This is a genomic window from Shewanella psychropiezotolerans (assembly GCF_007197555.1).
Lineage (GTDB): Bacteria > Pseudomonadota > Gammaproteobacteria > Enterobacterales > Shewanellaceae > Shewanella > Shewanella psychropiezotolerans.
Window position 1 is genome coordinate 1987544 of the sequence record NZ_CP041614.1, and the last position, 12662, is coordinate 2000205.

Here is a 12662-nt window from a genome sequence, read left to right on the forward strand (position 1 = left end):
AGTTGTGTTTCGCATTAATTTGAGGATTGAAAATGAAGTTACCTAGTTACCATTGCGGTGAGTGGTTGGAAGGCCTGAATGAAGGTGTTGAAGTTTATAATGCTATAAATGGTAACTTGGTGTGCAAGGTGAATAGTGATGGTGTAGATTTTAAGCGTATGGTCGAATATAGCCGGGAGGTTGGCGGGGCTGCTTTGCGTAAAATGACCATACATGATCGCGCCAATATGCTTAAGGCTCTTGCTAAGCACCTGATGAGTAAGAAAGATATTTTTTATGACATTGCTGCTCAAACAGGTGCAACTAAAGTGGATAGTTGGATAGATATTGAGGGTGGGCTAGCCACTATGTTCAGCTATTCAGGTATCGCTCGCAGAGAATTTGCGAATGAAGCGTTTATTGTCGAGGGAGGGCCTGAAATCTTGTCGGCGAAGGGGAGTTTCATCGCTCGCCATATTCTGACGCCTAAACGCGGTGTGGCTGTTCACATTAATGCCTTTAATTTCCCATGTTGGGGCATGCTCGAAAAGATAGCTCCTAGTTTGATTGCGGGTATGCCTGTCATTGTCAAGCCCGCGACCGCGACTGCCTATCTAACACAAGCTATGGTTAAAGAGATGATAGCGTCAGGCCTTTTACCGGAAGGCGCCATTCAGTTGATCTGTGGTTCTGTCGGCGATTTATTGGCGCATCTAGATGAACAAGATGTACTGACTTTTACCGGTTCTGCTACCACAGGCAAGAAGCTTCGCAGTCATAGCAATATAGTAGAGAAAAGTATTCCATTTAATATGGAAGCTGATTCCCTTAATTGCGCCATATTGGGAGAGACAGTCAAGGTTACCGATCCTGAATTTGATTTGTTTATTACAGAAGTCGCTAAAGAAATGACCGTTAAGGCGGGTCAAAAGTGTACGGCAATTCGACGGATTATAGTGCCGGCTGCCAAGGTTAATGAAGTGAGTCAAGCCTTAAAGCTCAGACTGGATAAAGTGGTAATGGGCGATCCTGCATCGAGTGCCGTCAATATGGGCCCTTTGGCGGGCAGAGATCAGTGTCTTGATGTAAAAGATGCCGTCGCAAAATTGAGTGATTTTTGTAAGTTGATCTATGGAGGTAATGACGCAAGCTTTAAGCTGGTAGGGCCTGACACGAAAATTGACGCATTCTATCCTCCGACGTTACTGCTTTGTGATAAACCCTTAACGATACACGCCCCTCATAATATAGAAGCATTTGGTCCCGTTGCAACGATTATGCCCTACGATGATCTTGACCAAGCCGTTGAGATTGCGCGGCTTGGCAAAGGAAGTTTAGTCGGTTCTATTGTGACTCATGATGATAAAGAATCTATTCATTTTGTATTCAACGCCGCTGCATATCATGGTCGTCTTTTGATCCTCAATCGCGATTGCGCCAAAGAATCAACGGGTCATGGCTCACCATTACCCGGCTTAGTGCATGGGGGACCGGGTCGAGCTGGAGGAGGAGAAGAGTTAGGCGGTTCGAGGGCCATTAAACATTATATGCAGCGTACTGCCATTCAAGGCTCACCCAGTACATTAATGGCGGTAACAAAAGAGTATGTGGCAGGCGCTAATACCTCGAGTTCTTCCAGTCATCCTTTTCGAAAGTATTTCGAAGAATTATACATTGGCGAAAGCTTAACTACTCATCGTAGAACTGTGACAGAAACCGATATTGTTAATTTTGGTTGTTTATCCGGTGATCACTTCTATGCCCACTTTGATGATCTTGCTGCAAAAGATTCACTCTTTGGACAACGCGTTGCACATGGCTATTTTATTATTTCTGCAGCAGCAGGGATGTTCGTTGATCCGGCTCCAGGGCCAGTATTAGCAAATTATGGTCTGGAAAATTTGCGTTTTGTCGAGCCTGTCGCCATAGGCGACACCATCCAGGTAAAAATCACCGCAAAGAAAAAGATCAAGAAGGACAAACGACCTGAAGAGAAGAAAGCATCAGGTGTCGTGGTATGGGATGTTGAGGTGATGAATCAACACGGCACAGTCGTTGCCTTATATGACATTTTGACTTTGGTTGAGCGTTTGAGTGAATAAGTTCATCTCGTTGCCTTCGTGTAAGTGTTCATCGTTTGGTGTGATGAGAGCTTGATGTAAAGCGTGGACGTTGTGGCTGAACTTCGGTGAGTGGGGGGTTTCGGTCATGGATTGTAAACAACGTAGGGTCAGCTCCTGATATTCGGCAGTGCCAGAGGCTTTCCACTTTATTTCATCTTCGCTTAGTGTCCGCTTTATTTGCACCGGATTGCCGATAAGCAAGCTTTTTGGCGGACATTGAAAGCCAGATTTTACAAAGGTGGTCGCTGCAACAAAAGAGCTTTCACCGATAATGGCATGGTCCATGACGACCGCATTCATACCCACTAAAACATTTTGGCCAATGTGGCAACCATGAAGAATGGCCCCGTGACCAATATGACCATTTTGGTCGATGATGCAGTCAGTGCCGGGAAAACTGTGGATCACACAGGTATCTTGCACATTGCAACCTTGCTTAAGGACGATACGACCAAAGTCGCCACGTAACACGGCATTAGGTCCTACGTAGCAGTTTTTTTGGATAATCACATCTCCGATGATCACGGCCGTAGGATGGACATAACTTGAGGCGTCGATCACTGGGATCAAATCTTCTATGGCATATATGGGCATCTGGCTACCTTATTGATATCTAAATTTATTTTGGATCTATGGTGGCTGGAAAAAACACTTATGTCTATACATTTGAAGTTTAATAGATGAGTAAGGAAATTATGATGAATTTCGAAACCATTACATATGAGTTAACTAAAGGCGTGGGTATTCTTACCCTAAATCGCCCTGAAACATTAAACAGCTTCAATAGTCAAATGCATGACGAAGTACGTGTAGCAATGAAAGATGCCCGTAACAATTCTAAAGTACGTTGCTTAGTGATAACTGGCAACGGTCGTGGATTTTGCGCGGGACAAGACTTAAGCGATCGTGCTGTCACTGCAAGTGACACAGCCCCAGATCTCGGGGACTCCGTTGAGAAAAATTATAATCCGCTAATTCGTAACATTATGACGATGGAGAAGCCAGTCATTTGTGCGGTTAACGGCGTTGCAGCAGGAGCAGGAGCGAGCATTGCTTTAGCTTGTGACATCGTGATCTCCGCTCGTAGTGCCAAGTTTGTACAAGTTTTTTGTAAAATTGGTCTTATTCCTGATTCTGGCGGCACATTTAACCTGCCCCGTGCTCTTGGTCTGCCTCGTGCTAAAGGGCTAGCGCTGCTTGGTGATAAGTTGAGTGCTGAGCAAGCACTGCAATGGGGCATGATCTGGGATTGTGTTGATGACGAGCTATTAATGGATAAAGCCTTAACAATGGCTCGGTATTTAGCAACTCAACCTACCAAAGGTTTAGCGTCGATTAAAACATTATTGAATGGATCTTTCTCAAATCCGCTGCATCACCAATTGGAATTAGAACGAGAAATGATGCAGACATTGGGGCAGTCGGATGATTATCGAGAAGGTGTGAGTGCCTTCAAGGAAAAGCGTTTGCCTGATTTTATGGGTCAATAGGGACACAAGATAATGGACTATACCGAAAAGGAACAAGCATTAGCCCAAGCCTGTGCCGAGTACATGATGGCAAATGATACCGCGTCAAGAATACTGGGTATTCACATTGACAGGGTATCTTCGGGTTGCGCCACGGCGAGTATGACCGTCACTGGTGCGATGCTAAATGGTCATCTTACCTGCCATGGTGGATATATATTCTCCTTGGCCGACACCGCATTTGCGCTTGCCTGTAATTCACAGAACCAAGCCGCTGTGGCCGCAAGTTGCACCATTGATTATATATTACCAGCGTTAAAAGGGGATGTGTTAACTGCACACGCCAAACTGTCACATCAAGGCGGGCGTACAGGGATTTATCTGGTACAGATGTGTAATCAAGATAATCAAACTGTTGCACTGTTTAAAGGTAATTCTACCAGGATAAAGCGTACTGTACTTCCCCAATGAGTTAAGGAATAAAAATGAATGATGCTTTTATTTGCGACGCAATAAGAACACCTTTTGGCCGCTACGGCGGGAGCCTCGCGAGTGTTAGGGCCGATGATCTGGGTGCTGTGCCAATCAAGGCACTTATAGCACGTAATCAAGGGGTAGATTGGCGCATGCTGGATGATGTTTATTTTGGCTGCGCCAATCAAGCGGGTGAAGATAATCGTAATGTGGCTCGCATGAGCGGATTACTCGCTGGTTTACCCATTGAGGCAGCGGGGATCACTCTTAATCGTTTATGTGGATCTGGCATGGATGCGGTGGGAACGGGGGCGAGGGCGATTCGAGCCGATGAGGCGGATCTCATCATTGCAGGCGGAGTCGAGTCTATGTCTAGAGCGCCTTTTGTCGTTGCAAAGGCCAATAGTGCTTATAGTCGCAATGCCGAAATGTGTGATACCACGATGGGTTGGCGCTTTGTTAACAAATTAATGGAACAAGCCTACGGTGTCGATTCAATGCCTGAAACGGCAGAAAATGTCGCAGCTCAGTTTGGTATAGATCGCGCTTCACAAGATGCCTTTGCCTTTAATAGTCAACAACGTGCGGCTAGGGCCCAAAAAGACGGTATTTTTGCTCAGGAAATTGCACCTGTGATTATTCCACAACGTAAGAAACCTGATGTCATTTTTGATACCGATGAACACTTGCGTATAAGTAGTATTGAAACATTGGCAGGGTTATCGACTCCATTTCGTGAAAGGGGGAGCGTCACCGCGGGGAATGCATCTGGGGTCAATGATGGCGCCTGTGCCTTGCTACTGGCGTCAGCTTCTGGTGTCAAACAGCATAACTTAACTCCCAAAGCCCGTGTGATCGGCATGGCTACTTCAGGCGTTGAGCCCAGAATTATGGGATTTGGCCCTGTTTCGGCGACCCGTAAAGTGCTTGCTAGAACCGGATTAAGTTTAGAGCAGATGGATATCATTGAGCTTAATGAAGCGTTTGCTGCACAAGGACTGGCGGTCCTTCGCGAGTTGGGCATTGAAGATGACGCGGCGCATGTTAATCCGAACGGTGGCGCCATTGCGCTGGGTCATCCGTTAGGCGCCAGTGGGGCAAGGCTGGTGACTACAGCGATGTATCAGCTACATCGTGTCAATGGTCGTTATGCACTTTGCACCATGTGTATTGGAGTTGGCCAAGGTATCGCACTGATTATTGAGAGGGTCTAATAATGAGCAAGCATAGTAAGACTGAAGCTGAGCTTGACGCTATTTTTCAGCAAAGAATTGAGGATGAACAAAAAATTGAGCCTAAAGATTGGATGCCAGACACTTACCGTAAAAACCTTATCCGGCAAATGTCACAACATGCGCATTCAGAGGTCATAGGCACTCAACCCGAGGGGAACTGGATCACAAGGGCGCCTTCTTTGCGTCGAAAAGCGGTGTTATTGGCTAAAGTACAGGACGAATCAGGGCATGGACTCTATCTCTACAGTGCGACTGAGACCTTAGGCGTATCTCGCAGTGAACTCATCGCTGCTTTGCAGGATGGCAGCGCCAAATATGCATCAATTTTTAATTATCCTGCTCAAACGTGGGGAGATATGGGAGCGATTGGTTGGCTCGTTGACGGTGCGGCTATTGTTAATCAAGTTTCATTACAACGAACTTCTTATGGCCCTTATGCGCGTAGCATGGTTAGGATTTGTAAAGAAGAAAGCTTTCATCAGCGTCAAGGTTATCAGGTGATGATAGAGCTTGCCCAAGGTTCTTCAAAGCAAAAATGTTTAGCGCAAGATTCGCTCAATCGATTTTACTGGCCTGCCCTTATGATGTTTGGCCCACATGATTCTGAATCTGCGCATTCTGCTAAATCCATGAAATGGAAAATTAAGCGTGAGACTAACGATTATCTGCGGCAAAAATTCATTGATCAAACCGTGAGTCAAATAGAGTTTTTAGGCCTTGAACATCCGGATAAAAACCTGAAATGGAATGAGGAGAGAGGTCACTACGATAGTAGTGAACTCGATTGGGACGAGTTTTACGCTGTCATCAATGGTAATGGTCATTGTAATCGTCAGCGTATTCAACATCATATTAAGGCACATGAAGAAGGGACTTGGGTACGTGAGGCGATGGCTGCGTATAAAAATAAACACATTAAAGCTCAACATGTCGCATAGAACAGACGGCAATAGACTGGAGATTATGATGAATGTAGAAAATTTAGCCTTGTTTGAAGTTTTTGTACGCTCGAAGCGTGGTTTAGATCATAAACATGTCGGAAGTTTACATGCTGAGGATCAAGAGCAAGCGTTGGAATATGCAAGAGATGTCTATACCCGCCGCAGTGAAGGTGTGAGTCTTTGGGTGGTTAAGTCAAATGATATTTGTGCATCGCAAGAAGATGATTGTGATAGTTTTTTCGCCCCCTCAGATGATAAACCGTATCGCCATGCTGCCTATTATCCGATCCCCAAAGCTGTCACCAACATGTAGGAAGTTAATTGGTATGAATGTATCTGCAGAACAACAAGATCTTATACAGTATGCTATTCGTCTTGGGGATGATTCTTTAATATTGGGTCATCGCCTTTCTGAATGGGTCAGCAATGGACCTTTTTTAGAAGAAGATATTGCACAGGGTAATATCGCTCTTGATTATATTGGCCGTGCGAGGATGTATTATAGTCTCGCTGCTGATATTCACAATCAATGCGGTGAGATGAACGTTAAATCTGAAGATGATTATGCTTATCTTCGTGATGAACGCCAGTATCAAAATCACTTAATTAATGAATTACCCCGGGGAGATTTTGCTTATACCACAGTGCGTCAACTTATCGTTGATCTCTATAATGTGTACTATCTCGAGGCATTGAAACAGTCAAGTGAAGCGCAATTATCTGCCATTGCCCATAAAGCCGCTAAAGAGACCTCATACCATAGTCGCAGGAGTAAACAATGGACTTTACGTCTTGGTGATGGCACTGCCGAAAGTAAGCTGAGGATGCAGAATGCGTTAGATGATATCTGGGGTTATACCCATGAAATGTTTGAACAGGATGAATTAGAGCAACGCCTTATTGATAGAGGGGTTGCCGTAGATTGTGCTCGTTTTAAACAGGCATGGGAACAGGATATCACTGCAATAATATCACAGAGCGGGCTCAAACTGCCTGAGGCACAATGGTCGGTGCGCGGTGGCCGTGAAGGTTACCATACTGAAAACTTGGGACATATCTTGACCGAGCTACAGTTTGTTCATCGATCGATTCCCGATGCTAGGTGGTAACGTCATGTTGGTAATTCCGACTAAATCACCGGTTCAATTTGAACGAGAACAATATCGTCGTCATTCGGCCGTCCCTGAGCTGTGGGCGGTATTAGATCGGGTCACCGACCCTGAAATACCTGTGTTATCACTGTGGGATCTTGGTGTACTGAAAGATATCAAGCGGCTGGGTGAGCAAGTGACAGTGATCATTACCCCGACTTATTCAGGTTGTCCCGCGATGGATGTGATGTCTGAAGATATCCACCACGCGTTAGTCTCTTTTGGTATTAAAAAAGTCTCGGTGGTTGTGGAGCTTTCACCCGCTTGGACTACTGATTGGATGACGGCTAGGGGGCGTGACCACCTCAGAAGCTTTGGTATCGCAGCACCTGAGGATGTGGTGGCAACAGAATCAAATATTGTCGATGAAGACACCAGAGCGTTATGTCCCCACTGTGGCAGTGATGATACCAGTCTGATCAGCGAGTTTGGTTCCACTTCATGTAAAGCGTTGTTTAAATGTCACCGTTGCTTGGAACCATTTGATCTGTTTAAACATATTTAAATGACAAAATAGCAAAACCTAAAGGTATATTATGTCTAGTACTCAGCTTTATTCATTAAAAATATCACAAGTTCAGCCTGAAACAGAAAGTGCTGTATGTATCAGTTTTGAAGTGCCGCAGGCGTTGAAGGACGTATTTAGATTCAAGCCTGGTCAGTTTTTGACATTAGAAATAGCGCTTGACGGCCAGAAGATCCGCCGAGCGTACTCTATTTGTTCGGGGGTTGATGATACTCATCTGCGTGTTGGGATAAAACGAATCAAACATGGTCAATTTTCAAACTATGCTAATGATCACTTTAAGGTCGGCGATATAGTATCAGTACTACCTCCCCAAGGTAACTTCTACCCGTTACTCTATGCTGACGATACTAACAGCTATATGTGCCTTGCTGTTGGCAGTGGTATAACCCCCATTTTATCGATAATAAAATCTATTTTATCATCGTCTGACCAGAGTAAGGTGACCTTAATATATGGCAATAAACGAACCAAGTCGGTTATGTTTAAAGAGGAGTTAAGTTTCATAAAAAACCGTTACTTAGCACGATTCAAGTGGATCAATATCATGAGTCAGGAAGATCAAGGTTCAGATGTGCTTAACGGCAAGATAGATAATGATAAAGGATATCAACTGCAAAAGAAAAAAATGATCGATATCCATAATACAGCTTACGTATTTATCTGTGGTCCAGAATCGATGATTTCTGAAGTTTCACGAGGGTTTAGGCTCGAGGGATTAAACCAGTCACAAATCCATTACGAGTTGTTTGCTCATTCAGCCGTGGACTCGGAAGTGATTTTAGAAAAATCGCTTCAACGTGTACATGAATATGGCGAGAATAAGACCAGTCAATTGACCTTGATATCTGATGGCCGAGCCATCAATTTTGAGTTGGCAACAGTCGGGTCAAATATCTTAGATGCTGGAATTGAAAATGGTCTTGACTTACCTTTCTCCTGTAAAGCTGGTGTCTGTTCCACCTGCAAGGCCAAAGTGATTAAAGGCAAAGTGGACATGGATATTAGCCATGGGTTAGCAGCCCATGAAATTGAACAAGGTTTCATTTTAACTTGTCAGGCACATCCATTATCGGATGAGCTTGTCGTGAGTTTTGATGAACGATAATAGTAAGTAAGATATCGACAGTGAGTTAAACTGCTCACATTCTAATAACTCATTATAGGACGTGTTTTGACATCGATTAGCAAGCGGACAGACGATATTAGCCTACACATAAAACAACAGGGTGTGAGCTGTACCTCTATGGTGGTCACAGTTTTTGGAGATGTAATTTCTCAACATGGTAATTGGGTGTGGCTCTCGAGTCTGATAACGGCATTAGAGCCATTTGGCTTTAATGAACGCCAGGTGCGTACCGCCGTTTATCGCTTAGTACAAAGCGATTGGCTACAGGTGAATAAAGTAGGGCGTTGTAGTTACTATTGCTTGACAGAATCTGCCACGGGACATTACGAGAAAGCTTCCCGGCGGATTTATGCGAGTGACCATGGTGAATGGGACCATACCTGGACGCTGGTTTTACTGGTTTCAATAGCAGATGATAAAAAAGAAGAGTTTCGCAAGAGTCTTATTTGGCTGGGATTTAATGCGCTAAGCTCGGGATTGTTCGCACACCCCTCATCACAGCGTTCATCTTTGGATGAAGTTATTCATGAGTTAAACATACTTAACGACGTTGTCGTATTCAAGGCAACGACTGCTGATCTCTATTCTCAAGGCGCGCTCAAGGGGTTAACTAAATCATTGTGGAAGTTTACTGAACTTGAAGGGTATTACACTGATTTCTTGGCTTTTTATCGCCCCTGGTGTCAAAAGATATTTTCGAACTTACCCGAACCACGTGATTGTTTTATGTTGCGACTGGCTATGGTCCATGATTTTAGACGCATACTGTTACGAGACCCTGATTTCCCCAATGCCATGCTCCCCCAAGGCTGGGTTGGATACGAGGCACAGGATCTCGTGCAACGAAGCTATAAATTACTGGCCAAGTCATCTCTGTTGTATATTCAGCAAAACCTCAATAATGCTCAAGGCACTCTCCCTGATGCGTCTCCCCATTTTTATACGCGTTTCGGTGGTTTGATTAACAGTTAACTATTTATTCAAGAGGAGCAGACAATGATCCGGATAGCCGTGATGTATCCCAACGAACCCGATAAGCATTTTGATTGTGATTATTATCGCAATCAACACATGCCGTTAGTTATCAACGCGTATCAAGGCTTAGGGCTTATTGATGTGGAAATAGATGAAGCGAAAGTGAAAAATGGACCTCAAGCCGCGCCTTACATTGCGATCGGCTATCTGCTTTTCGATTCGGTTAAACAATTTATGACGGCTTATGATGAGGTTGGCAGCCATTTGTTAAAAGACATCATTAATTTTACTAATATAGCCCCTAAGATTCAGATCAGTGAATACACTCGTCTTACTTAATCATCAATGACCAGTCATAAAAATTGATAAGACACATCTTAGGCTATTAAACCTGAGGTTTTAGGTGACGGATTTTCATCGAGCCGTCTTTTATACATAGGAGGAAATATGGATGCTTTACAATATAAGTCAGCGGATCCGGTAACCTTATCCCATGATGGTGATATTGCCGTTATTAGTATTAATAATCCCCTGTTAATGCATTATCTCAGGCGGTGAGAAAGGGATTGGTTGAATGTATAGAGCGAGCGACCACCGATAATAGCGTTACCTGTATAGTGATTAAATGCGATGGGCGAACTTTCATAGCCGGCGCAGATATCTCTGAGTTTGGTCATCCTCCTCTCGAACCTCAATTACCCTATGTGCTGGAAAAAATTGATCAGTGCACCAAGCCAATAGTCGCAACATTGTTTGGGACTGTGCTTGGAGGAGGGTTTGAATTGGCTTTGTCATGCCATTATCGGGTCGCTGTTAGCGGAACTAAGCTTGGATTACCAGAGGTGACGTTAGGCCTCATTCCCGGCGCCGGTGGGACACAATTATTACCTCGTATTGGGGGGATTGAATTGGCACTTGAGATGATCACCTCGGGTAAGCCCAAATCGGTGCAATCGCTATCTGATACAGGAGTGATCGATCTCACTGTTGATGATAGTGCAGCGTTACTCGAACGTACGATTGAATTTAGTCGTAATGTGCTCGTTCAACAAAAAAACATACGGCGAACATCGAAAATTGTTATAGCACATCATCAAGAATATGCTCAATTGTTTAGTCTCTGGCGGTCAAAGATAGCTAAGAAGATGCGCGGACAGCAGGCCCCCAATATGCTATCGACTCCATTGAAAATGTGTTGTCATTACCATTTGAACAAGCTATGCAAGAAGAACGAAGATTGTTTAATGAATGTCGAAATTCTGCTCAATCACACGCTATGCGTCATGCTTTTTTTGCTGAACGTATGGCGGCTAAGCTGACCAAATATGAAGATGATGCACTGGCATTGAAGATTCATTCAGTCGCCATTATTGGAGCGGGTACTATGGGGGTCGGTATTGCTATGTGTTTTGCTCAGGCTGGTATTGCCGTCGTTTTATTAGATATGAAGCAAGAGAGTGTAGCAAAAGGACTGAGTGCGATAGAAAGCCGTTTCCATCAATCTGTCAAGCGGGGGATCATCAGTGGGGCTCAGTTAACGGAGGCTATGGCGTTGATAACAGGTACGTGTGAATACCGAGATGTAGGCGATGTGGATTTGGTGGTGGAAGCGGCTTTTGAATCCATGGAGGTGAAAAAACAGATCTTCTCAATTTTAGATGAGGTATGTAAGCCTGAGACCATACTCACGAGCAACACGTCATATTTAGATATCAATGAAATAGCGCAATCCACCCATCGAGCTCATAAAGTGTTAGGCATGCATTTTTTCAGCCCTGCTAATATCATGAAACTTCTGGAAGTGGTCCGCGCCGATAAGACCGATCAACAAAGTCTGAAAACGGTCATGGCGCTGGGTAAGCAAATAGGCAAAGTCTGTGTGGCTGTTGGAGTCTGTTATGGTTATGTCGGCAATAGAATGTATGCCTGCTATGGGCGAGAGGCTAACGCTTTGTTACTTGAAGGGGCGACACCTGGCCAGATTGATCGAGCGCTGCAACAATGGGGCATGGCAATGGGGCCGTTAGCTGTGAATGATATGTCCGGCATTGACATAGCTTATAAAGCACGGCAAGAGAATGGGGGCTATAGCAATGATCCGCACTATTTCAGAGCGGCAGATCTTATGGTTGAGGCTAACCGTTTAGGCCAAAAGACCGCTGCTGGCTTTTATCGATACGATAAGGACAACGGGAGCAGGATAGAGGATGCTGAGGTGTTAACGTTTTTATCTGCAGAGGCTGATAGGTTGGGAGTCGTGCAGCGTAGTGATATTAGCGATGAAGAAATTCAGTATCGCTTGATATTTGCTCTCATTAATGAAGGGGCTTATATTCTGGAAGAAGGTATTGTTGACCGTGCTAGTGATATCGATGTGATATGGCTTAATGGTTATGGATTTCCTCGTTACCTGGGGGGACCGATGTTCTATGCAGATGAATTCGGGTTAGCTGAGCTTGTGGCAATAATAAAGGGATTTAAAAAATTGACTGGCAAAGGCCATTGGGTCATTGCCCCTATACTGGAGCGCTTAGTTGAAACAAGCGAGAAGCTGGCTTTACAATGATCGTCATTATTAAGGGCTGATGTTTGGGTTAAGACTTAGCGTAGGCCCTGTTTATACCTTGTTGATTGCTAGACGTTGGTGAATAATTCGTTGT

The 12662-nt window shown here is 44.4% G+C and carries 14 protein-coding genes; 13 read left to right on the forward strand and 1 reads right to left on the reverse strand.

Annotation, left to right across the window (positions count from 1 at the left end):
- Positions 1–32 precede the first annotated feature (32 nt).
- Positions 33–2081 carry a phenylacetic acid degradation bifunctional protein PaaZ gene (gene paaZ / locus FM037_RS08810; RefSeq protein ID WP_144045688.1) on the forward strand — a complete coding sequence of 683 codons (2049 nt, stop codon included), beginning with the start codon at positions 33–35 and terminating at the stop codon, positions 2079–2081.
- Here paaZ and FM037_RS08815 read toward each other — a convergent pair.
- On the reverse strand, positions 2040–2696 hold the full coding sequence (locus FM037_RS08815; protein ID WP_144045689.1) for an acyltransferase: 657 nt from the start codon (positions 2694–2696) through the stop codon (positions 2040–2042). The two genes, paaZ and FM037_RS08815, sit on opposite strands and share 42 nt — an antisense overlap.
- Positions 2697–2782: 86 nt before the next feature.
- Between FM037_RS08815 and paaG the strand changes: the two genes are divergently transcribed.
- From paaG to FM037_RS29265, 12 genes are all read left to right on the forward strand, one after another.
- The gene (gene paaG / locus FM037_RS08820) at positions 2783–3592 is read left to right on the forward strand and encodes a 2-(1,2-epoxy-1,2-dihydrophenyl)acetyl-CoA isomerase PaaG (RefSeq protein ID WP_267874872.1); all 810 of its coding nucleotides are present in this window, start codon (positions 2783–2785) and stop codon (positions 3590–3592) included.
- A gap of 12 nt (positions 3593–3604) precedes the next feature.
- The gene (gene paaI, locus FM037_RS08825; protein WP_144045690.1) at positions 3605–4042 is read left to right on the forward strand and encodes a hydroxyphenylacetyl-CoA thioesterase PaaI; all 438 of its coding nucleotides are present in this window, start codon (positions 3605–3607) and stop codon (positions 4040–4042) included.
- A gap of 14 nt (positions 4043–4056) precedes the next feature.
- Positions 4057–5259, forward strand: coding sequence for a 3-oxoadipyl-CoA thiolase (gene pcaF / locus FM037_RS08830; RefSeq protein ID WP_144045691.1), 1203 nt, complete (start codon positions 4057–4059; stop codon positions 5257–5259).
- 2 nt (positions 5260–5261) lie between these two features.
- Positions 5262–6218, forward strand: a complete 957-nt coding sequence (gene paaA, locus FM037_RS08835; RefSeq protein ID WP_144045692.1) for a 1,2-phenylacetyl-CoA epoxidase subunit PaaA — start codon at positions 5262–5264, stop codon at positions 6216–6218.
- Positions 6219–6243: 25 nt separating this feature from the next.
- Positions 6244–6534: a 1,2-phenylacetyl-CoA epoxidase subunit PaaB gene (gene paaB / locus FM037_RS08840; protein WP_407695637.1), complete on the forward strand. Its 291-nt coding sequence runs from the start codon at positions 6244–6246 to the stop codon at positions 6532–6534.
- Between the two features lie 13 nt (positions 6535–6547).
- Positions 6548–7330 carry a 1,2-phenylacetyl-CoA epoxidase subunit PaaC gene (paaC, locus tag FM037_RS08845; protein ID WP_144045693.1) on the forward strand — a complete coding sequence of 261 codons (783 nt, stop codon included), beginning with the start codon at positions 6548–6550 and terminating at the stop codon, positions 7328–7330.
- A gap of 4 nt (positions 7331–7334) precedes the next feature.
- Positions 7335–7877 (forward strand): 1,2-phenylacetyl-CoA epoxidase subunit PaaD, encoded by a 543-nt coding sequence (gene paaD, locus FM037_RS08850; protein ID WP_221937493.1) that lies wholly within the window; start codon positions 7335–7337, stop codon positions 7875–7877.
- A 31-nt stretch (positions 7878–7908) separates the two neighbouring features.
- Positions 7909–9006 (forward strand): 2Fe-2S iron-sulfur cluster-binding protein, encoded by a 1098-nt coding sequence (locus tag FM037_RS08855; protein WP_144045695.1) that lies wholly within the window; start codon positions 7909–7911, stop codon positions 9004–9006.
- A gap of 66 nt (positions 9007–9072) precedes the next feature.
- Positions 9073–9999 (forward strand): PaaX family transcriptional regulator, encoded by a 927-nt coding sequence (locus tag FM037_RS08860; RefSeq protein WP_144045696.1) that lies wholly within the window; start codon positions 9073–9075, stop codon positions 9997–9999.
- A gap of 24 nt (positions 10000–10023) precedes the next feature.
- Positions 10024–10341, forward strand: a complete 318-nt coding sequence (locus FM037_RS08865; protein WP_144045697.1) for an EthD family reductase — start codon at positions 10024–10026, stop codon at positions 10339–10341.
- A gap of 227 nt (positions 10342–10568) precedes the next feature.
- Entirely contained in the window at positions 10569–11321 is a 753-nt protein-coding gene (locus FM037_RS29260; protein WP_229381122.1) for an enoyl-CoA hydratase/isomerase family protein, read from the forward strand.
- Positions 11279–12568 carry a 3-hydroxyacyl-CoA dehydrogenase gene (locus tag FM037_RS29265; protein ID WP_229381123.1) on the forward strand — a complete coding sequence of 430 codons (1290 nt, stop codon included), beginning with the start codon at positions 11279–11281 and terminating at the stop codon, positions 12566–12568. Before FM037_RS29260 ends, FM037_RS29265 begins: the two co-directional genes overlap by 43 nt.
- The last annotated feature ends 94 nt before the right edge of the window (positions 12569–12662 follow it).